Consider the following 21,624-nt stretch of genomic DNA (forward strand, 5'->3'; position numbering starts at 1 on the left):
GGCAGGCCTTCGATCCGTTAGAATTCCCGCGTTTTCCAGCCATCGAGGTCGCCCATGTCCCAGCTCGCCTACCAACGCATCCTTCTGAAGCTTTCCGGGGAGGCGCTGATGGGAGACGAGGACTACGGCATCGACCCCAAGGTCATCAACCGCCTGGCGCGCGAGGTCATCGAGGCGCAGCAGGCCGGCGCCGAGGTTGCGCTGGTCATCGGCGGCGGCAACATCTTCCGCGGTGCCGGCCTGGCCGCGGGCGGCATGGACCGCGTCACCGGCGACCAGATGGGCATGCTGGCCACGGTCATCAATGCGCTGGCCATGCAGGACGCGCTGGAGAAGCTCGGCGCCAAGGCGCGCGTGATGAGCGCGATCAAGATCAACGACGTGTGCGAGGACTACATCCGCCGCCGCGCCATCCGCCACCTGGAGAAGGGCCGGCTGGTGATCTTCGCCGCCGGCGTCGGCAGCCCGTTCTTCACCACCGACTCGGGTGCCGCGCTGCGCGCCATCGAGATCGGCGCCGACCTGCTGCTCAAGGCCACCAAGGTCGACGGTGTCTACGACAAGGACCCGAACAAGCATGCCGACGCGGTGCGCTACGACACCCTGAGCTACGACCAGGTGATCAGCCAGGGCCTGGAGGTCATGGACACCGCCGCCTTCGCCCTGGCCCGCGACAGCGACCTGCCGCTGCGCGTGTTCGACATGGGCCAGCCCGGGGAACTGCTGAAGATCCTGCGCGGCGAGAACATCGGCACCCTGGTGCACGGCCGCGACGCCCACTGACCCCCGGCCCGCGATGCGGGCCATGCCGGCGGCCGCCGCGCGCGGCGCCACGCACCGGGCGCGCGGGGACCGGCCGCGCCCCGCTTCACGATTCCCGCCCGGCCAGCAGGGCTGTTCGCCTATAATCGGCCGGTTCCAGAAACATCCAGGATTCCGGCGATGATCAACGACATCAAGCAAGATGCGCAGGCGCGCATGGCCAAGAGCATCGACGCTCTGCGCCACACCCTCACCACCATCCGCACCGGCCGCGCGTCGCCGGCCCTGCTGGACGGCATCAAGGTCAAGGCCTACGGCACCGACACACCGTTGAACCAGGTGGCCAGCATCAGCGTTTCCGAAGGCCGCTCGCTGGTCATCACCCTGTTCGACAAGAACATGATCAAGGAAGTGGAGAAGTCCATCTACGCTTCCGACCTGGGCCTGACCCCGACCACGGTGGGCACCACCATCCGCCTCAACCTGCCGCCGCTGACCGAGGAGCGCCGCAAGGAGCTGGCCAAGACCGTCAGCAAGGAAGGCGAGGACAGCAAGGTCGCCATCCGCAACGTCCGCCGCGACGCCAACCAGGAAGTGGCCAGGCTGCTCAAGGACAAGGCGATCACCGAGGACGAGGACCGTCGCGCGCAGGACGAGATCCAGAAGCTGACCGACAAGGCGATCAAGGACGTCGACGAAGTGGTCAAGCTCAAGGAGCAGGAACTGATGGCAGTCTGACCGGTGCCTTCCGCCATGCCCAACGGCATGCCAGCACCCGGCTTGCCCGCGCACGTTGCCATCATCATGGATGGCAACGGCCGCTGGGCGCAGCAGCGGCGCCGCCCGCGCATGATCGGCCACCGCGCCGGTGCGCGCGCGGTCAACCGCACCATCGACTTCTGCCTGGAGCGCGGCATCGCCGCGCTCACGCTGTTCGCGTTCTCCAGCGAGAACTGGGGGCGGCCGCAGGAAGAAGTGGATGCACTGATGAAGCTGTTCCTCGGCGCGCTCGACCGCGAGGTGGACGAACTCGACCGCCGCGGCGTGCGCGTGCGCTTCATCGGCGAACGTTCGCGCTTTGCCGCCGGCATCGTCCAGCGCATGCAGCGGGCCGAACAGCGCACCGCCGGCAACGACGCCATGACCCTGAACGTGGCCGCCAGCTATGGCGGCCGCCAGGACATCGCCCATGCCGCGCGGCTGCTCGCCGAACAGGTCGCCGCCGGCGCCCTGCAGCCCGGACAGATCGATGAAGACCTGATCGGCCGCCACGTCGCGCTTGCCGACCTGCCGCCACCGGACCTGTTCATACGCACCGGCGGCGATACCCGCATCAGCAATTTCCTGCTGTGGCAGTTGGCGTATACCGAACTGTGGTTCACCGACGTGCTGTGGCCGGATGTCGACGCAGGCATCCTGCAGCAGGCCCTGGACGACTACGCGCGGCGCGAACGCCGCTATGGATTGACCAGCGCACAGGTCGCCGCGGCGGCCCCGGAGACCGTTTCCCCATGACCAAGACCCGAGTCATCGCCGCGCTGATCATGGCCCCGACGGCCATCTGCGCGATCCTGCTGCTGCCCCCGCAATGGCTGGCCGCCGCCGCCGCGCTGGTGTTCCTGACCGGGCTGTGGGAATGGTTCCGGATGGCCGGCGTGGACGGGCTGCCGCGTACCGTGCTGCTGGTGCTGAACCTGCTGCTGATGGTGCTGCTGGTATGGGCATCGGCCGGCAGCCTGGTGCTGTTCCAGCTGGCCTCGCTGATCGGGGTCGGCTTCTGGCTGCTGGCGCTGCTGTGGCTGCGCTTCTTCAACTTCGGCGCGCACGAGGAAAGCGCCGCGCGCATGCTCAAGCTGGCCGCGGGCACCCTGGCGGTGGTCCCGGCCTGGGCGGCGCTGGTGCTGATCCATGCCGGCGAGCCGCACGGCAACCGCTGGCTGCTGACCGCGCTGGCGGTGGTATGGGCCGCCGATTCGGGCGCGTACTTCGCCGGGCGCGCGTTCGGCCGGCACAAGCTGGCGCCGCGGGTAAGCCCGAACAAGACCATCGAGGGCCTGCTGGGCGGGCTGGTCGCCGGCCTGGTCGTGGCCGTCGGCTTCGGCTGGCTGGCCGGCGTGCAGCCCGGCGCCATCGGCTGGCTGCTGCTGGTGGCCACGATCACGGTGCTGGCCTCGGTGCTCGGCGACCTGTTCGAGAGCCTGCTCAAGCGCCACGCCGGGTTCAAGGATTCGGGCAACGTGATCCCCGGCCACGGCGGCGTGCTCGACCGCATCGACGGGGTGCTTGCCGCGCTGCCGGTATTCGCGCTGGGCAAGGAAATCTTCGGCTTCTGACATGTCCGCCAACCCGCTTCCCAACCAGGCCGGCCCGCGACGGGTCGCGATCCTGGGCGCCACCGGCTCGATCGGCAGCTCGGCACTGGACGTCATCGCCCGCCACCCGGGGCAGATGCGTGCCAGCGTGCTGGCCGCCGGCAACAACGTCGACGCGCTGATCGCACTGTGCCGGAGCCACCGCCCCGAGCACGCCGCAATCGCCGATCCGGCACTGTACGAGCGCCTGCGCGACGGGTTGCGCGATGCCGGCCTGGCGACCGCGGCCCACGCCGGCGCCGCGGCCATCGACGCGCTTGCCGCCGGCGACGCCTGCGACACCGTGGTGGCGGCCATCGTCGGCGCGGCCGGGCTGTCCTCGACGCTCGCCGCCGCCCGCGCCGGCAAGCGCCTGCTGCTGGCCAACAAGGAATCGCTGGTGCTGGCCGGCGAACTGCTGACCCGCGAAGCGGCGGCGGCCGGTGCGAAAATCATCCCGATCGACAGCGAACACAACGCCATCTTCCAGTGCCTGCGCTCGCGCGATGCCAGCGTCGAGGGCGCGGGCGTGCGGCGCATCCTGCTCACCGCGTCCGGCGGCCCGTTCCGCGGCCGCAGCCGCGCCGAACTGGAGGCGGTGACCCCGGCGCAGGCGGTGGCGCACCCGAAATGGTCGATGGGACCGAAGATCTCGGTCGATTCGGCCACGCTGATGAACAAGGGCCTGGAAGTGATCGAGGCCCACCACCTGTTCGGGGTGCCGGGTGCGCGCATCGACGTACTGGTGCACCCGCAGAGCCTGGTGCACTCGCTGGTCGAGTTCATCGACGGCTCCACCCTGGCCCAGCTCGGCCTGCCGGACATGCGCACCACCCTGGCGGTGGGCCTGGGCTGGCCGCGGCGCGTCGAATCGGGCGTGGCCGGGCTCGACCTGCTGGCCCAGGGCCGGCTCGATTTCGAGGCACCTGACCTGGACGCTTTCCCCTGCCTGCGCCTGGCCTGGCAGGCCATGGAGGCCGGCGGCAGCGCCCCGGCGATCCTGAACGCCGCCAACGAAGTTGCCGTTTCAGCCTTTCTTCAGGGCCGCATAGGCTTCCTGTCGATCCCCGCGCTGGTGGAACATGCGCTGTCCACACTGCCTTACATGGCTGCCGATACACTGGACGCCCTGCTGGCGGCCGACGCCCGGTCCCGCCAGGTCACCTCCACCGCCATCGCCCGCCTGCCCCATGCCTGACCCCGTCTTCCATCCGAGCCGCGCCCATGGCTGACTTCCTCGGTTCCGTGTGGTGGATGATCGTCAGCCTCGGCGTGCTGGTGACCTTCCACGAATTCGGCCATTACTGGGTGGCGCGGCGCTGCGGGGTGAAGGTGCTGCGCTTCTCGGTCGGCTTCGGCCGCCCGCTGTGGAGCCGCCGCAACCGCAACGGCACCGAATTCGCCATCGCCGCCATTCCCCTGGGCGGCTACGTGAAGATGCTCGACGAGCGCGAGGTCGAAGTGCCGGCCGGCGAGCGTGCCGTGGCCTTCAACAACAAGAGCGTGTGGCAGCGCATCGCGATCGTGGCTGCCGGACCGGCCGCCAACCTGCTGCTGTGCATCGCCCTGCTGTGGGCGATGTTCGTGATCGGCCGCCAGGACTACTCGGCCACCCTCGGTCGCAGCACCGGCATGGCCGCGGCCGCCGGACTCGAGGCCGGCGACCGCATCATCGACATCGACGGCCGCACGGTCGCGACCTGGGCCGAGGCCAGCATGGCCCTGACCACCGCCGCCATGGACCGTCAGGACGCCCGCGTCCGGGTGCTCGACGCGCTCGACACCCCGCGTACCCGGGTGCTGCCGCTGTCCACCCTGCCCGCCGGGTTCGACGAGCGCACGGTGCCGCAGCAGGCCGGCCTGGCCTGGCAGTTCCAGCTGCAGCCGGCACAGGTCGACTCGGTCGCCGAAGACTCCGCCGCCAGCGGCCACCTGCAGCGCGGCGACCTGATCCTGGCCGTCGACGGCCAGCGCGTGGAAAGCGCCGACCAGGTCGCGCCGCTGGTGCAGCAGCTGGGCGAGCGCGGCGGCCCGGGCATGATCGAGGTCGAGCGCGACGGCCAGCGCCTGGCCCTGGAAGTGCTGCCGCGCAAGGCGCAAGGCGGGGCGGGCGACGGCCGCTGGCTGCTGGGCGTGGGCTTCGTCAGCGGCCAGGCACCGGCCTACGATGCACGCCAGCAGTATGGCCCGCTGGCGGCACTGCCGGCCGCGGTGCGCGAGAGCGGCCGCCTGGCCAGCGACTCGCTGGGCATGATGCGGCGGATGCTGACCGGCCACGCCTCGGTCAAGAACATTTCCGGCCCGATCACCATCGCCCGCGTCGCCAATGCCTCGGCCGAGCGCGGGGTGGACTGGTTCCTGTACTTCCTGGCCCTGCTGTCGCTGAGCCTGTGCATCATCAACCTGCTGCCGATCCCGATCTTGGACGGCGGTCACCTGCTGTATTACCTTATCGAGTTGCTCAAGGGGAGCCCACTGAGCGAACGCGCCATGGCCGCCGGGCAATATGTCGGCCTGGCGCTGCTGGCCGGGCTGATGGGGCTGGCGTTCTACAACGACATCCTCGGGCTGTTCCCAAGATGAACTTTTTCCCGCTGACGTCGTCATACGCCGGCACCCACGCAACAATGAAATCGACTCCAACCGGACGTGACATGACGCGACTTCCCAATCGCCGCCTGCTTGCCCTCGCCCTCGCCGCCGGTCTGGCCGCGCCCGCGCTCGCACAGGCAGCCGAGCCCTTCACCGCCAGCGACATCCGCGTGGACGGCCTGCAGCGCATCTCATCCGGCACCGTCTTCACCTACCTGCCGGTGGAACGCGGCGACCGCGTCGACGACGCCAAGGTCGGCGAGACCATCCGCGCCCTGTACAAGACCGGCTTCTTCGAGGACGTGCAGCTGGACCGCCAGGGCGACATCCTGGTGGTCACGGTCAAGGAACGCCCGGCGATCAACAAGCTCACGGTCACCGGCAACAAGGACATCAAGAGCGAGCAGCTGCTCAAGGGCCTGGCCGACATCGGCCTGAACGAGGGCGGCACCTTCGACCGCCTGAGCCTGGACCGCGTGACCCAGGAGCTGCGCCGCCAGTACAACGACCGCGGCAAGTACAACGTCGAGATCACCCCCACGGTGAGCCCGCTGGACCGCAACCGCGTGGACGTGGCCATCGCGGTCAAGGAAGGCAAGGCGGCCAAGATCCGCCACGTCAACCTGGTCGGCACCGAGAAGTTCGAGTCCGAGGACATCCTCGATACCTGGGAGTCCAAGGAGCACAACTGGGCTTCGTGGTACCGCCGCGACGACCAGTACTCCAAGGAAAAGCTGTCCGGCGACCTGGAGAAGCTCAACTCCTGGTACCTGGACCGCGGCTACGTCGATTTCAGCGTCGATTCCACCCAGGTCTCGATCAGCCCCGACAAGCGCGACATGTTCATCACCGCCGGGGTGACCGAGGGCGAGCAGTACAAGATCTCCGAGATCAAGGTCACCGGCGACACCATCCTGCCGCAGGAAGATGTCGAGCGCATGGTGTTCCAGAAGGCCGGCGACACGTTCTCGCGCGGCCTGCTGGAGTTCAGCGCCGACGCGATCACCAATACCCTGTCCAACGTCGGCTACGCCTTCGCCAAGGTCAACCCGATCCCGACCAGCAACCGCGCCGAACGCACGGTGGCGGTCAACATGCAGGTGGTACCGGGCCCGCGCGTGTCGGTGCGGCGCATCGTGTTCAAGGGCAATACCCGCACCGCCGACGAGGTGCTGCGCCGCGAAATGCGCCAGTTCGAGAACGCCTGGTACTCGCAGGCCGCCATCGACCGCTCCAAGATCCGCCTGCAGCGTCTGGGCTATTTCGAATCGGTCGACGTCGAGACCTCGCCGGTCACCGGCAGCAACGACCAGGTCGACGTGGTCTACAACGTCAAGGAAACCACCTCCGGCAGCTTCGTGTTCGGCCTGGGCTATTCGCAGTCCTACGGGATGACCACCTCGGTGCAGCTGTCGCAGAACAACTTCCTGGGCGGCGGCAACCGCGTGTCGGTCGAGGCCTCGCGCAGCAGCTACCTGCAGCGCTACGGCTTCTCGTACATGAACCCGTACTTCACCGACGACGGCGTCTCGCTGGGCTACAACCTGTCCTGGCGCGAGCTGGACTACTCGGACTTCAACACCGCCCAGTACAACAGCACCAACGGCTCGGCGCAGATGATCTTCGGCGTGCCGATCACCGAGAACGACAGCTTCTCGCTGATGTTCGGCATCGACAGCAACCAGATCACCACGTACCCGACCTACACCCCGCAGTCGATCATCGACTACATCGACGCGATGGGCACGCGCACCTTCCACTCCTGGCGTACCGAGCTGGGCTGGGCGCGTGACACCCGCAACGACTATTTCATGCCGACCCGCGGCACCTACCAGCGCCTGGGCCTGGAAGCCACGCTGCCCGGCTCCACCGCCGAGTACTACAAGCTCAGCTACCAGATCTCCAAGTACTGGCCGATCATGCCGTCGCTGGTGATCAACACCCGCGTCGAGTTCGGCTACGGCGACTCGTACGGCAACGACAAGGTGCGCGACATCTGCTGGTTCGAGACGCCCGCGGTCCCCGGCATTCCGGCCGATGGCGACAAGCCGGCCGTCCCGGGCACGCCGGGCACCACCGAAGTGGTGGACTGCGCCACCAACCCCACCGCCAAGCACCGCCAGGTGAAGGCGTCGGGGCTGCCGTTCTTCGAGAACTTCTACGCCGGCGGCACCAACTCGGTGCGTGGCTTCCGCGACAACACCCTGGGCCCGCGCTCGGAGATCATCGGTGGCTACTACCGCGGCCAGCCGCTGGGTGGCTCGCTGAAGACGGTCGGCTCGGTCGAGGCGTACTTCCCGAAGCTGTTCGACAGCCCGTCGGCGCGCGTATCGGCCTTCCTCGACTTCGGCAACGTCTACAACGGAACCGACAACTTCGACGCGGGCGAGCTGCGTGCCTCGGCCGGTGTCGCGCTGCTGTGGCGCGCCCCGGTCGGCCCGATCTCGATCAGCTATGCCTTCCCGCTCAAGAAGAAGGAAGGCGACGAGATCGAGCGCCTGCAGTTCACCTTCGGCGGGCAGTTCTAAGGCGCTGCCCGCGCACCCGGGGGCAATGCCCCGGGTACCCGTCGGTCCGCCATGGCGGACCGGTGGGTCGCGCCCCCGCCTTCCGATTCCCCCCGCCTTCGGCGCGCCCCCTTTCACCAAAGGGGGCTTTCCTCCAGAACGGTCCGGCCGCCGCCCGCACCCCACGCGGACTCTTGGCTGCCGCCGCATGACCGCGCCACTTCCAGACGCTAAACTCCCGGCGTGAATACTCCGACCCATACCGCACAGGACCTCGCCGACCGTTTCGGGCTGCAGGTGCACGGCGATCCGTCCACCGTCATCCACGGCGTGGCCACGCTGGCCCATGCCGGCCCCGGGCAGCTGACCTTCCTGGCCAATCCGCGCTACCGCGCGCAGCTGGCCGAGAGCAGGGCGGCCATCGTCGTGCTGCGCGCCGATGACGCCGAGGCCGCCCCGGGCACCGCCCTGGTCGCCAAGGACCCCTACACCACTTTCGCCAAGATCGGCGCGCTGTTCGAGACGGTGCCGCTGCGCGAGGCCGGCATCCATCCCAGCGCGGTGATCGACCCGTCCGCGCAGGTGGCCGCCAGCGCCCACGTCGGCCCGTTCGTCAGCATCGGCGCGCGCAGCGTGGTCGGCGAGAACTGCATCGTCGGCGCCGGCAGCATCATCGGCGAGGACTGCTCGCTGGACGCCGGCTGCGAACTGATCGCCCGCGTCACCCTGGTCACCCGCGTGCGCCTCGGCAAGCGCGTGCGCATCCATCCAGGTGCCGTGCTCGGTGCCGACGGCTTCGGCCTGGCGATGGATGCCGGCCACTGGATCAAGGTGCCGCAGCTGGGTGGCGTGCGCATCGGCGACGACTGCGAGATCGGCGCCAACACCTGCGTGGACCGCGGCGCGCTGGAAGACACCGTACTGGAAGAAGACGTGCGCCTGGACAACCTGGTGCAGATCGCCCACAACTGCCATATCGGCGCACACAGCGCGATCGCCGGCTGCACCGGCATCGCCGGCAGCGCCCGGATCGGCCGCTACTGCCTGCTCGGCGGCGCGGTCGGCGTGGTCGGGCACCTGGAAATCTGCGACCACGTCGTCGTCACCGGCAAGTCGGTCGTGCGCAACTCCATTACCGAACCGGGCGAGTATTCGTCCGGCACCCCATTGACCGACAACCGCACGTGGCGCAAGAACGCCGCGCGCTTCAAGCAGCTGGACAGCCTGGCGCGCCGGGTCCTGGCTGTGAGCAAGGAGAAGGAATGAACTCACCGCTGCCGTTGCCCATCGACGTCAACACGATCCGCACGCTGATCCCGCACCGCTATCCGTTCCTGCTGGTGGACAAGGTGGTCGCGCTGGACACCGAGGCAAGGACGATCGTCGCGCACAAGAACGTCACCATCAACGAGCCGTTCTTCCAGGGACACTTCCCTTCCCAGCCGATCATGCCGGGCGTGCTGATCATCGAGGCGCTGGCGCAGGCCGGCGGCGTGCTGACCCAGCTGAGCCTGGGCCGTGACGCGCAGTCCAAGCTGTTCTACCTGGTCAAGGTGGACAACGTGCGCTTCATGAAGCAGGTGGTGCCCGGCGACGTGCTGGAGCTGCACGTGCAGGTCAAGCGCGTTATCCGCAACATGGCCGTCTACTACGGCGAGGCCAAGGTGGACGGCGAAGTGGTGGCGCATGCCGAGGTGCTGTGCGCCGGCACCCGCGAATGATCCCGACCGGAGCCCGCGCATGAATGACAGCGCCCCCCTGATCCACCCCACCGCGGTCATCGACCCGTCGGCGCGGCTGGCCGACGACGTCCGCGTGGGCGCGTTCAGCCTGATCGGCGCCGAGGTCGAGATCGGCGCCGGTACCGTGGTCGGCCCCCATTGCAGCATCCACGGCCCGACCCGCATCGGCCGCGACAACCGCTTCATCGGCCACGCCGCCATCGGCGGCGAGCCGCAGGACAAGAAATACGCCGGCGAACGCACCGAACTGGTGATCGGCGACCGCAACGTGTTCCGCGAGTTCGTCACCGTCAACCGCGGCACCGGCGGCGGCGGCGGCGTCACCCGCATCGGCAACGACAACTGGCTGCTGGCCTACACCCATGTCGCCCACGACTGCGATGTCGCCGACCACTGCGTGTTCTCCAACAACACCACCCTGGCCGGCCACGTCAGCGTCGGCAACTGGGTGATCATCAGCGGCTTCGCCGGTGCCCACCAGTTCTGCCGCATCGGCGACCACGCCTTCCTCGGCATGGGTGCGCTGGTGACCGGCGACATCCCGCCGTTCACCATGGTCGGCATCGACGGCCACGGCCGTCCGCGCGGCATCAACAGCGAAGGCCTCAAGCGCCGCGGCTTCGACCCCGCGCGCATCGGCGCCATCAAGCGCGCCTACCGCACCCTGTACGTGGCCGGCATTCCGCTGGCCGAGGCCAAGCAGCAGCTGGCCGAGCAGGCCCGGGACAGCGACGACGTCCGGCAGATGCTGGACTTCATCGAACACGCGGACCGTCCGCTGCAGCGATGAGTGCCGAAGGCAGCACCGTGAACGGGCACGCAGGGCCCGGGGACGGCGGCGCGGCGGCCATCGCCGCCGCGCGCGCGCGCGTGGGCCGCGGCCCGCGCATCGCGCTGGTGGCCGGGGAAACCTCCGGCGACCAGCTCGGCGCCGGCCTGATCGCCGAACTGCGCCAGCGTTTCCCCGATGCCGAATTCGCCGGCATCGGCGGTGACGCCATGCGTGGCGCCGGCTGCCAGACCTGGTTCGATGCCAGCGAGCTGGCGTTGATGGGCCTGGCCGAGATCCTGCGCCACCTGCCGCGCCTGCTGAAACTGCGCCGCGCCTTCCGCGAGCGCGTGCTCGACTGGCGCCCGGACGTGTTCATCGGCATCGACGCGCCCGATTTCAACCTTGGCGTCGAGCGCTGGCTCAAGCAGCGCGGCATCCGCACGGTGCACTACGTCAGCCCCTCGGTCTGGGCCTGGCGCGAGAAGCGTGCCGAGAAGATCGGCGGCAGCGCCGACATGGTGCTGTGCCTGTTCCCGATGGAACCCCCGATCTACGCGCGCCATGGCGTCGACGCACGCTTCGTCGGCCACCCCATGGCCGATGCGATCCCGCTGGACAGCGACCGTGCCGATGCCCGCACCCGGCTGGCGCTGCCGGCCACCGCGCCGGTGCTGGCGGTGTTGCCGGGCAGCCGCCTGGGCGAGGTCGGCCGGCTCGGCCCGGCCTTCTTCGAGGCCGCCTGGCAGGTGGCCGAGCGCATGCCCGGGCTGCATATCGTGGTACCGGCAGCCAATGCCCGCTGCCGGCAGCTGCTCGACCAGCAGATCGCCGCCTCGGCACTGCCGGCCGCGCGCCTGCACGTGCTCGATGGCCAGGCCCGCGACGCGCTGACCGCCGCCGACGTGGTGCTGCTGGCGTCGGGCACCGCCACCCTGGAGACCATGCTGGTCAAGCGGCCGATGGTGGTCGGCTACCGCGTGTCGGAACTGACCTACCGCATCGCCCGGGCGCTGAAACTGGTCAAGGTCGACCGCTATGCCCTGCCCAACGTGCTGGCCGGGCGCGACCTGGCGCCGGAACTGATCCAGCACGACTGCACGCCGGACCGGCTGGCCGCGGCCGTACTGCGGTGGTTCCAGCACCCCGGCCACGTGCCGGGGCTGCAGGACGACTACCGGCGCCTGCACCTGCAGTTGCGCCAGGACGCCTCGGCCCGCGCCGCCGACGCGGTGGCGTCGCTGCTGGCGCGATCGGCATGAGCCGGCACGCGGCGGCAACGCTGGCCCTGTTCGACGACGGCCTGCTGGCCGCCCGCCAGGGCCCGCGCCTGACCGCCGGCGTGGACGAGGCCGGACGCGGTCCGCTGGCCGGCCCGGTGGCGGTGGCTGCGGTGGTGTTCGACCCGCAGCGGCCGCGCATCAACGGCCTGGACGACTCCAAGGCGCTCACCGCCGCGCGCCGCGAACAGCTCTTCGAGCGTGTCGTCGAACGCGCCCTGGCCTACAGCATCGTGCTGGTGGACGTGGCCGAGATCGACGACATCAACATCTTCCAGGCCACGATGCAGGGCATGCGCCGGGCCGTGCAGGGCGTGGCCCATGTGGCGCAGTTCGCGCGCATCGACGGCAACAAGGTGCCCAAGGGCCTGCCGTGCCCGGCCGAAGCGCTGGTCGGCGGCGACGCCATCGACCGCGCGATCATGGCCGCCTCGATCCTGGCCAAGGTCAGCCGCGACCGCTACATGCTGGACCTGCACCTGCGCCATCCCGAATACGGCTTCGACCAGCACAAAGGCTACGGTACCCCGGCCCACCTGGCCGCGCTGCGCACGCACGGCCCCTGCCCCGAGCACCGGCGCAGTTTCGCGCCGGTCCGCGACGCGCTGGCCCTGGCGTAGCCCCTGCCCGCGGGCGCATTCGCCGCCCGTCAAGCCTTGTCCGCTCCGCCCCCCGCCGCTACCCTGCCCTTTCACCGCAGTGATCCGGCATGAGCACTCCCCGCTTCGTCCACCTCCACGTCCACACCGAATTCTCGATGGTGGACTCCACCATCCGCGTCCCGGCCAAGCCGGACCAGGCCGATCCGAAGAAGGCCAAGCAGGCCAACCTCCTCAGCCGCTCGGTGGAAATGCAGGCGCCGGCGCTTGCGGTCACCGACCTGAACAACATGTTCGCGCTGGTGAAGTTCTACAAGGCCGCCGAAGGCGTGGGCATCAAGCCCATCGCCGGTGCCGACGTGCTGATCGCCGAGGATGGCCACGACCCGTGGCGCATGACCCTGTTGTGCCGCGACCGCGACGGCTACCTGAGCCTGTCGCGCCTGCTCAGCCGGGCCTGGCTGGAAGGCCATCGCCCCGAGGGCGGCGTCGCCGTCCACCCGCAATGGCTGAAGGACGGTTGCCACAACCTGTTCGCGCTGGCCGGGCGCCAGAGCCTGGCCGGGCGCCTGGCCGGCGAAGGCCGCCATGACCTGGCCGAACAGCAGCTGGCCGACTGGCAGCGCGTGTTCGGCGATGGCCTGCACCTGGAGCTGACCCGCACCGGCCGCGACGGCGAGGAAGCGTTCAACCAGTTCGCGCTGATGGCCGCCGGCCAGCGCGGTCTGCCGGTGATCGCCAGCAACGACGTGCGCTTCCTGTCTCCGCAGGACTTCGACGCGCACGAGGCACGGGTGTGCATCTCCACCGGCCGGGTGCTCGACGACCCCAAGCGCCCGCGCGAGTACAGCCGCGAGCAGTACCTGAAATCGCCGGAACAGATGTGCGAGCTGTTCGCCGACATCCCCGACGCCATCGACAACACGCTGGCGCTGGCGCAGCGCTGCAACGTCGAGATGCGGCTGGGTACCTACTTCCTGCCCAACTACCCGGTGCCCGACGACGAGACCCTGGACACCTGGATCCAGAAGCAGTCGCGCGAAGGCCTGGAAGAACGCCTGCAGAAGAACCCGCTGGCGCCGGGCAAGACCCGCGAGGACTATTTCGAGCGGCTCGAGTTCGAGCTCGACACCATCATCAAGATGGGCTTCCCCGGCTACTTCCTGATCGTGGCCGACTTCATCCAGTGGGGCAAGAACCAGGGTATCCCGATCGGCCCGGGCCGCGGCTCGGGCGCCGGCTCGCTGGTGGCGTGGGCGCTGAAGATCACCGACCTGGACCCGCTGCCGTACAACCTGCTGTTCGAGCGCTTCCTCAACCCGGAACGCGTGTCGATGCCCGACTTCGACATCGACTTCTGCATGGACCGCCGCGACGAGGTGATCGACTACGTCGCGCGCAAGTACGGCCGCGAGCGGGTCAGCCAGATCATCACCTACGGCACCATGGCGGCCAAGGCGGTGGTGCGCGACTCCGGGCGCGTGCTCGGCTTCCCGTACGGCCTGGTCGACGGCGTGTCCAAGCTGATCCCCAACATCCTCGGCATCGGCCTGAAGGACGCGCTGGGCAAGGGCAAGGAAGGGCCGGATTCGGAAATGGCCTCGGCCGAGCTGATCCAGCGCTACCAGAGCGAGGACGACGTCCGCGACCTGATCGACCTGGCGCTGCAGCTGGAAGACCTGACCCGCAACGCCGGCAAGCACGCCGGCGGCGTGGTGATCGGGCCCGAGCCGCTGTCCGAGTTCTGCCCGCTATACGCCGAACACGACGAAGGCAGCCTGGGCAAGAACCCGGTCACCCAGTTCGACAAGAACGACGTGGAGGAAGTGGGCCTGGTGAAGTTCGACTTCCTCGGCCTGCGCACGCTGACCATCATCGACTGGGCGGTGAAGGCGATCAACCGGCGCCACGAACGCGCCGGCATCCCGCCGGTGGACATCGCCGCGATCCCGCTCGACGACGCGCCCACCTACAAGGACATCTTCGCCAACGGCAACACCGGCGCGGTGTTCCAGTTCGAATCCTCGGGCATGCGCCGGCTGCTGAAGGACGCGCGCCCGGACCGCTTCGAGGACCTGATCGCGCTGGTGTCGCTGTACCGCCCCGGCCCGATGGACCTGATCCCCTCGTTCAACGCGCGCAAGCACGGCCAGGAAGAGATCATCTATCCCGATCCGCGCACCGAAGCCATCCTGAAGGACACCTACGGCATCATGGTGTACCAGGAGCAGGTGATGCAGATGGCGCAGATCGTCGGCGGCTACTCGCTGGGCGGCGCCGACCTGCTGCGCCGCGCGATGGGCAAGAAGGTGCCGGCGGAGATGGCCAAGCACCGCGAGATCTTCCGCGAAGGCGCGGCCAAGGGCGGCGTCGACGGCCCCAAGGCCGACGAGATCTTCGACCTGATGGAGAAGTTCGCCGGCTACGGCTTCAACAAGTCGCACGCCGCCGCCTACGCCCTGGTCAGCTACCAGACCGCCTGGCTCAAGCGCCACTACCCGGCCGAGTTCATGGCCGCGACGCTGTCCTCGGACATGGACAACACCGACAAGGTGGTCGGCTTCCTGGCCGAGGTACGCAACCTCGGCCTGCGCGTGGAGCCGCCACGGGTCAACGAATCGGCCTACATGTTCGAGGCGTCCTCGGCCGACACCATCCGTTACGGACTGGGCGCGATCAAGGGCGTCGGCCAGGGCGCCTGCGAAGCAGTGGTGGCCGAGCGCCTGCGCGGCGGCGAGTACGGCTCGCTGCTGGATTTCTGCGCGCGGGTGGAATCGGCCAAGCTCAACCGGCGCACCCTGGAGGCGATGATCCAGTGCGGCGCGCTCGACGGCCTCGGCCGCAACCGCGCTTCGCTGATGCTGCAGCTGCCCGAGGTGCTCAAGGCCACCGACCAGATGGCGCGCGAGAAGGCATCGGGCCAGAACTCGCTGTTCGGCGCGCCCGACCCGGTCAACGCCGCCGCGCAGCTGGACCTGCCGGAAAGCCGCGAATGGCCGGTGGCGCAGCTGCTGGCCGGCGAGCGCGAGACGCTGGGCTTCTACCTCAGCGGCCATCCGTTCGACCCGTATGCCGAGGACGTCAAGGAACTGGTCGGCACCGACCTGGGCGCGCTGGACAAGCTGGTGGCGCCGGCACCGCCACCGCGCGACGGCGAAAAGCGCGGCTGGCGCCAGGAAGCGCAGGTAATCCTGGCCGGCATGGTCGTGGGCATGCGCCGCAAGGGCGACAGCCAGGTGTTCGTGCAGCTGGAGGACGGCAAGGGCCGGGTCGAGTGCAGCGCCTTCTCCGATGGCCTGGCCGAATTCGGTCACCTGATGACCAAGGACCGCATCCTGGTGGTCAAGGGCGGCCTGCGCGAGGACGAATTCAACGGCGGCTATGCCCTGCGCATCCGCCAGTGCTGGGATTTCGAGCAGCTGTGCGCCGACCACGCGGTGCGTCTGTCGCTGCGCGTGGACGGCCGCGGCGGCCCCATCTGGCAGCGCATCGAGCCGCTGCTGGCCACGCACCGCCCCGGGCGCACGCCGATCCGCCTGGACCTGCTGCTGAAGGGCAGGGACGGCGGTGTCGCCGGCATGCTCGACCTCGGCGGCGCCGGCGCGGTGCGGGTCAGCACGCAACTGCTCGACGCCCTGCGCGAGGACCCGGCGGTACGCCGCGTCAAGCTCGCCTACAGCCCGCCCTGGGCCAGCTGAAGGTCCGGACGGCCGCGTACGGGTGCGCCCGACGCGTTCGGCTACACTTCCCCACTTTCATTCAAGACGGTTTCCGATGAACCCGAATTACCTCGACTTCGAGCAGCCCATCGCCGATCTGGAAGCCAAGATCCAGGAGCTGCGCAGCGCCAGCGCCGGCCCGGCGGTCAATGTCGAGGCCGAGGTCCGGGCGCTGGAGGACAAGCTGCGCCTGCGTACCGCGCAGATCTTCCGCAACCTCTCCTCCTGGCAGGTGCTGCAGGTCGCGCGCCACCCCTCGCGCCCCTACACCATGGATTACATCGGCATCTTCTGCGACGAATTCCAGGAACTGGCGGGCGACCGTGCCTTCGCCGACGACAAGGCCATCGTCGGCGGACTGGCCCGCATCGGCGGCCGCCCGGTGATGATGATCGGCCACCAGAAGGGCCGCGACACCAAGGAAAAGATCAAGCGCAACTTCGGCATGCCAAAGCCCGAGGGCTACCGCAAGGCGCTGCGCCTGATGAAGATGGCCGAGCGCTTCGGGCTGCCGGTACTGACCCTGATCGACACCGCCGGCGCCTGGCCGGGCATCGATGCCGAGGAACGCGGCCAGTCCGAGGCCATCGCCCGCAACCTGATGGAAATGGCCGAGCTCAAGGTGCCGGTCATCTGCACCGTGATCGGCGAGGGCGGCTCCGGCGGCGCGCTGGCGCTGGGCGTGGGCGACCGCACCGTGATGCTGGAATACAGCGTCTATTCGACCATCAGCCCGGAAGGCTGCGCCTCGATCCTGTGGAAGGACGCCGGCAAGAACAAGGAAGCGGCCGAGCAGCTGGGCATGACCGCGCCGCGGCTGAAGCAGCTGGGCCTGATCGACAAGCTCGTGCGCGAGCCGATCGGCGGCGCCCACCGCAACCCGAAGCAGATGGGCCGGCGCCTGAAGGCGGTCCTGCTCAACGAACTGGACGCGCTGGAAAAGCTGCCGGTCGACGAGCTGCTGGCCAGGCGCTATGCGCGACTGCGCGGCTATGGCGCCTACGAGGCCGCGTAAGCCTGCTGCGGCATGGCACTGGAAAAAGGCCGGCATCCGCCGGCCTTTTTCGTTTCCGTTTCCAATGCGGTGCGCGTGCCGGCAGGCGGGTCAGAACGGCTTGGCCAGCACCAGGTAGACGATGGCGATGAACAGCACCAGCGGCAGCTCGTTGAACCAGCGCAGCGCGCGCGACGACGGCAGCGCGCGGCCGCTGTCCACGCCCTTGAGCCAGCGCCCGGTGAAGATGAAGTACACCAGCAGCAGCGCGACCAGGCCGAGCTTGGCATGCAGCCAGCCGGCGGCGCCGGGGGCGACCATGGTCGGGAAATCCGGCAGCACCCGGTAACCCAGCCACAGCACCAGGCCGAGTACGAAGGCCAGGCCGAACATCACGTGGCCGAAACGGTACAGGCGCCGGCCCATCAGCTGCAGGCGTTGCCCGACCTGCGCCTGCCCGGCCGCCTCGGCGATGTTGACCAGGATCCGCGGCAGGTAGAACACCGCGGCCATCCACGCCACCACGAACACGATGTGGAAGGTCTTCACCCAGAAATACGACTGCATGCACTGGCTCCATCGGCGGCGTAGGATGGCCGCATTTTCGCCCATCCGCCGCCGACACGCACATGCAGGAAAAGCAATACGACGCCGCCTATTTCCACCACTGGTACCGCCGCGGCGACATCGGCGGCCCGGCGCGGCTGGCACGCAAGGTGCACCTGGCCGTGGCCACCGCCGAGTACTACCTGGAGCGTCCGATCCGCAGCGTGCTCGACATCGGCTGCGGCGAAGGCGCATGGCGTGCACCGCTGCTCAAGCTGCGGCCGAAGCTGCAGTACATGGGCTTCGATGGCAGCGAATACGCCGTGCAGCGCTACGGCCGCACCCGCAACCTGCACCTGGCACGCTTCGGCGATTTCCAATGGCTGCGCCCGTGCGCGCCGGTCGACCTGCTGGTCTGCGCCGACGTCATGCACTACGTGCCCAGCCGCGAACTGCGCCAGGGCCTGCCCGGGCTGGCCGAGCTGTGCGGCGGCGTGGCGTTCCTGGAGACCTTCACCGCCGAGGACGCGTTCCATGGCGATCACCAGGGATTCCAGTCGCGCCCGGCGCGCTGGTACCGCCGCCAGCTGGCGCAGGCCGGCTTCCGCGCGGCCGGCTCGCACTGCTGGCTGGGCCCGCACTGCGCCGACGAGGTGGCCGCGTTGGAGAGCGGCGGCTGAGCCCGCGACACGCCATCGCACCGCGCTGTCGCCCCACGGTCTGCGCCGCGGACCGCCGGGCCCGTCTTTCGCCTGCCACACCCCGCGCCTTTCGGCGCGCCCCCTGACTCAGGGGCTTTTCTCCAGACACTCTCCGCAGGTACGGGGCGATGCCGCCCGGCAGGTCCAGGGAAGCCCCCGATCCGCACAACGGCCGGATCCCACCGGCGCCACATCCGTCATTCTCCGCTTAACGCCGCACCCGCCTGTTTGCGCTATGCTGCACGGCACCATATGACCATACATATTGCCCGGCATGCTCTATCAACTGCATGAGATGACCCGCAACCTGCTCGCGCCCTGGGTCCACCAGGCGCAGGCCAACGCGGCGTTCTTCAACACCCCGGGGCACTGGTGGTCGTCCATGCCCGGCGCCGACCGGCTGGCGGCGATGAACGAACTGTTCCACCGCCTCGGCAAGGATTACGAGAAGCCGGAGTGGGACATCCACGAGCTGGAGCTCGACGGCGAAGTCGTGCCCGTGGCCCAGCTGACCGAACTGGAAAAGCCGTTCTGCCGCCTGCTGCGCTTCAAGCGCCACAGCAACGACGGCGCCCGGGTCGAAGCCCTGCTGGCCCAGCCCGCGGTGCTGGTGGTGGCGCCGTTGTCCGGCCACCACGCCACCCTGCTGCGCGACACCGTGCGCACCCTGCTGCGCGACCACCGCGTGTATGTCACCGACTGGGTCGACGCGCGCATGGTGCCGGTGGAACAGGGCGAGTTCGGCCTGGACGACTACGTCGAGTACGTGCAGGCGTTCATCCGCCACCTCGGCGCGGCCAACCTGCACGTGGTCAGCGTCTGCCAGCCGACCGTACCGGTCCTGGGCGCGGTCGCGCTGATGGCCGGCCGCGGCGAAACCACGCCGCGCTCGCTGGTGATGATGGGCGGGCCGATCGACGCACGCCGCAGCCCCACCGCGGTCAACAACCTGGCCACGCGCAACCCGCTGTCGTGGTTCGAGAACAACGTCATCCACACCGTGCCGGCGCCCTACCCCGGGCAGGGCCGGCGCGTGTACCCCGGCTTCCTGCAGCACGCCGGCTTCGTGGCGATGAACCCCAGCCGCCACCTGATGTCGCATTGGGACTTCTACACCGACCTGGTCAAGGGCGACCTGGACGACGCCAATGCCCACCGCCGTTTCTACGACGAATACAACGCGGTGCTGGACATGCCCGCGCGCTTCTACCTGGACACCATCCGCGTGGTGTTCCAGGAGTTCCTGCTGCCGCGCGGACAGTGGCACGTGCGTGGCGAACGCGTGGATCCGTCGGCGATCCGCGACACCGCGCTGCTGAGCATCGAGGGCGAACTGGACGACATCGCCGGCCTCGGCCAGACCGAAGCCGTGCAGGCGCTGTGCACCGGCATCCCGGCCGCGCGCCGCAGCCACTTCATCGTCGAGGGCGCCGGCCATTACGGCATCTTCAGCGGCCGCCGCTGGCGCGAGGTGGTGTACCCGAAGGTGCGCGACTTCTTCATCGCGCAATCGCAGCCGGCCGCGGCGAAGAAGCCGCGCAAGGCCGCCGCCAGCAACGTCACCCCGCTGCGCCGCCGCGCGCAGCGCTGAAGCCCGGCGCACGGCGCGCACCTGCCCGCGCGCCGATGGCGCCGCGGGCGTTGCCATCACCACAAAGGAAAACGGGGCACACAGGTGCCCCGTCTGGCTTGATCCTATCTGTGGCTTACAACCGCACCAGCAGGTGCTTGGCGATTGCGCCATGCAGCCTGCCGATGGCGCGCGCCAGGTGCAGGGTCGCGAACAGCAGCACCAGTCCCGCGGCCACCGCCAGCGGCCACAACCACACGCCGTCGCCCATGTTCACGTCGTTGATCCAGAGATTGACGGGCTGGTCCAGGGCCACATCGGCCAGCGGTGCGAACACCAGCGCCAGCGAGGTCGAAAGCAGGGTCGTGGCGATGCTGAAGTAGACCACGCCCAGCGGCAGCATCAGCACGAAGTACAGCATCGTCAGCCAGGTGCGAACGTCGGTGAACATCGCGCCGATCCGCGCCAGCCAGCCCTGGCTCCTGTCCGTGTACATCGGCCGGCGCGGCATGCGCACGCCCAGCAGCGCCTCGATGATGCGGCCCTCCACCAGCGACAGCACCCGCACCGATCCCAGGAACAGCAGCAGCACCGGGATGCCGATGATCAGGATCATCAGCGACACCGACAGCGACAGCCCGGTCACCACCCAGGTGAAGAAGAACACGCCGGTGACCAGCGACAGCAGCATGTAGAACAGCGCGCCATAGGTATGCGGGTCCAGTACCACGCCGAAGAAGCGCGCGGCCGCCGAGCGCGGCTTGGCCGCGACCGGGCCGGCCGGGGCTGCCGCGACGGCGACGCCCGGCGCGACCGCGGCAACCGGCGGCGGCAGCGGCCGGCGACCGGGCAACGGCGTGCGCAGCGCGCGGTTCACCGTCACCTCGGTCTCGCGGTAGATCTCGGCCACCTCCTCCGGCGCGCCGTAGCTGCCGGCGACACCGGCGATCACGTCGGCCTCGCTCTTGCCGGGCTGCTCGGCCAGCTCCGAGCGCAGGTACTCCTCCGCGTCGTACAGCGCGTCCTGGATCATCGCCGGGTCGGCACCGGCCAGCGCGGCGCGCAGCTGCTCCAGGTATTCGGGAATCGTGGTCGGCAGCGGCCGTGCGTTGGTCTCGTTGTTCATCGTTCGACTCCCTCCAGTACGGACTCCAGCGAGTCCCGGGTGGCATTCCAGGCCGCGATCCACTGCCTGAGCACGGCGCGTCCCTCGTCATTGATGCGGTAGTAGCGCCGTGGTGGCCCGGCCACCGACGGCTCGACATGGCTTTCCAGCAGGCCGGCGCCTTCCAGGTTGCGCAGTACCGGGTACAGCGCGCTCTGCTTGCCGCTGAGCACGCCGTCGCCGGTGCGCTCCAGTTCCTTGGCGATCAGGTAGCCGTACAGCGGCTCCCCGGCCTTGGCCAGTACCGCCAGCAGCGCCAGCGACACCGTGCCGGCGCTGAGCTCCTTCTGGAATTTGCGCAGTTGGGCTTCGAACTCACCCATCGCC

Annotated in this window: 19 protein-coding genes; 16 read left to right on the forward strand and 3 right to left on the reverse strand. The window is 69.2% G+C overall.

Annotation, left to right across the window (positions count from 1 at the left end; genetic code table 11):
- Nucleotides 1-54 precede the first annotated feature (54 nt).
- From pyrH to QQA12_RS10950, 14 genes are all read left to right on the forward strand, one after another.
- Nucleotides 55-783, forward strand: a complete 729-nt coding sequence (gene pyrH, locus QQA12_RS10885; protein ID WP_054666822.1) for a UMP kinase — start codon at nucleotides 55-57, stop codon at nucleotides 781-783.
- 159 nt (nucleotides 784-942) lie between these two features.
- Nucleotides 943-1,500: a ribosome recycling factor gene (gene frr, locus QQA12_RS10890; protein WP_054666826.1), complete on the forward strand. Its 558-nt coding sequence runs from the start codon at nucleotides 943-945 to the stop codon at nucleotides 1,498-1,500.
- A 27-nt stretch (nucleotides 1,501-1,527) separates the two neighbouring features.
- A complete protein-coding gene (gene uppS, locus QQA12_RS10895; protein ID WP_054668728.1) occupies nucleotides 1,528-2,277 on the forward strand; it encodes a polyprenyl diphosphate synthase in 750 nt (249 codons plus the stop codon).
- Entirely contained in the window at nucleotides 2,274-3,095 is an 822-nt protein-coding gene (locus QQA12_RS10900; protein ID WP_054666828.1) for a phosphatidate cytidylyltransferase, read from the forward strand. The genes uppS and QQA12_RS10900 overlap by 4 nt, the downstream gene beginning before the upstream one ends.
- A gap of 1 nt (nucleotide 3,096) precedes the next feature.
- Nucleotides 3,097-4,311 carry a 1-deoxy-D-xylulose-5-phosphate reductoisomerase gene (locus QQA12_RS10905; RefSeq protein WP_226049293.1) on the forward strand — a complete coding sequence of 405 codons (1,215 nt, stop codon included), beginning with the start codon at nucleotides 3,097-3,099 and terminating at the stop codon, nucleotides 4,309-4,311.
- Nucleotides 4,312-4,337: 26 nt separating this feature from the next.
- A complete protein-coding gene (gene rseP / locus QQA12_RS10910; protein WP_054666832.1) occupies nucleotides 4,338-5,696 on the forward strand; it encodes an RIP metalloprotease RseP in 1,359 nt (452 codons plus the stop codon).
- Nucleotides 5,697-5,767: 71 nt separating this feature from the next.
- Entirely contained in the window at nucleotides 5,768-8,233 is a 2,466-nt protein-coding gene (gene bamA / locus QQA12_RS10915; protein WP_056931464.1) for an outer membrane protein assembly factor BamA, read from the forward strand.
- 222 nt (nucleotides 8,234-8,455) lie between these two features.
- Nucleotides 8,456-9,478 carry a UDP-3-O-(3-hydroxymyristoyl)glucosamine N-acyltransferase gene (gene lpxD, locus QQA12_RS10920; RefSeq protein ID WP_056931463.1) on the forward strand — a complete coding sequence of 341 codons (1,023 nt, stop codon included), beginning with the start codon at nucleotides 8,456-8,458 and terminating at the stop codon, nucleotides 9,476-9,478.
- The gene (fabZ, locus tag QQA12_RS10925; RefSeq protein ID WP_054666837.1) at nucleotides 9,475-9,933 is read left to right on the forward strand and encodes a 3-hydroxyacyl-ACP dehydratase FabZ; all 459 of its coding nucleotides are present in this window, start codon (nucleotides 9,475-9,477) and stop codon (nucleotides 9,931-9,933) included. The genes lpxD and fabZ overlap by 4 nt, the downstream gene beginning before the upstream one ends.
- 19 nt (nucleotides 9,934-9,952) lie before the next feature.
- Nucleotides 9,953-10,744: an acyl-ACP--UDP-N-acetylglucosamine O-acyltransferase gene (gene lpxA, locus QQA12_RS10930; RefSeq protein WP_054666839.1), complete on the forward strand. Its 792-nt coding sequence runs from the start codon at nucleotides 9,953-9,955 to the stop codon at nucleotides 10,742-10,744.
- A gap of 59 nt (nucleotides 10,745-10,803) precedes the next feature.
- A complete protein-coding gene (gene lpxB, locus QQA12_RS10935) occupies nucleotides 10,804-11,985 on the forward strand; it encodes a lipid-A-disaccharide synthase (protein WP_226049934.1) in 1,182 nt (393 codons plus the stop codon).
- Nucleotides 11,982-12,623, forward strand: coding sequence for a ribonuclease HII (locus QQA12_RS10940; protein ID WP_056931461.1), 642 nt, complete (start codon nucleotides 11,982-11,984; stop codon nucleotides 12,621-12,623). The genes lpxB and QQA12_RS10940 overlap by 4 nt, the downstream gene beginning before the upstream one ends.
- A gap of 89 nt (nucleotides 12,624-12,712) precedes the next feature.
- Nucleotides 12,713-16,300 (forward strand): DNA polymerase III subunit alpha, encoded by a 3,588-nt coding sequence (gene dnaE, locus QQA12_RS10945; RefSeq protein WP_226049294.1) that lies wholly within the window; start codon nucleotides 12,713-12,715, stop codon nucleotides 16,298-16,300.
- A gap of 76 nt (nucleotides 16,301-16,376) precedes the next feature.
- Nucleotides 16,377-17,336, forward strand: coding sequence for an acetyl-CoA carboxylase carboxyltransferase subunit alpha (locus QQA12_RS10950; protein WP_226049295.1), 960 nt, complete (start codon nucleotides 16,377-16,379; stop codon nucleotides 17,334-17,336).
- Between the two features lie 90 nt (nucleotides 17,337-17,426).
- On the opposite strand, the gene QQA12_RS10955 is transcribed toward QQA12_RS10950, so the two are convergent.
- Nucleotides 17,427-17,882, reverse strand: a complete 456-nt coding sequence (locus QQA12_RS10955; protein WP_054666849.1) for a CopD family protein — start codon at nucleotides 17,880-17,882, stop codon at nucleotides 17,427-17,429.
- A gap of 62 nt (nucleotides 17,883-17,944) precedes the next feature.
- On the opposite strand from QQA12_RS10955, the gene QQA12_RS10960 reads away from it, so the two are divergent.
- On the forward strand, nucleotides 17,945-18,541 hold the full coding sequence (locus QQA12_RS10960) for a class I SAM-dependent methyltransferase (RefSeq protein ID WP_226049296.1): 597 nt from the start codon (nucleotides 17,945-17,947) through the stop codon (nucleotides 18,539-18,541).
- 295 nt (nucleotides 18,542-18,836) lie between these two features.
- Complete coding sequence (gene phaZ, locus QQA12_RS10965) at nucleotides 18,837-20,153, forward strand: polyhydroxyalkanoate depolymerase (protein ID WP_054666853.1); 1,317 nt, start codon at nucleotides 18,837-18,839, stop codon at nucleotides 20,151-20,153.
- Nucleotides 20,154-20,268: 115 nt separating this feature from the next.
- Here phaZ and QQA12_RS10970 read toward each other — a convergent pair whose 3' ends face one another.
- Both QQA12_RS10970 and QQA12_RS10975 read right to left on the reverse strand, forming a co-directional pair.
- Nucleotides 20,269-21,258, reverse strand: coding sequence for a sensor domain-containing protein (locus QQA12_RS10970; RefSeq protein ID WP_054666854.1), 990 nt, complete (start codon nucleotides 21,256-21,258; stop codon nucleotides 20,269-20,271).
- Nucleotides 21,255-21,620: a PadR family transcriptional regulator gene (locus QQA12_RS10975; protein ID WP_054666856.1), complete on the reverse strand. Its 366-nt coding sequence runs from the start codon at nucleotides 21,618-21,620 to the stop codon at nucleotides 21,255-21,257. The genes QQA12_RS10970 and QQA12_RS10975 overlap by 4 nt, the downstream gene beginning before the upstream one ends.
- Nucleotides 21,621-21,624: the final 4 nt, after the last annotated feature.

The organism is Stenotrophomonas sp. 17(2023) (assembly GCF_030345315.1).
Lineage (GTDB): Bacteria > Pseudomonadota > Gammaproteobacteria > Xanthomonadales > Xanthomonadaceae > Stenotrophomonas > Stenotrophomonas acidaminiphila.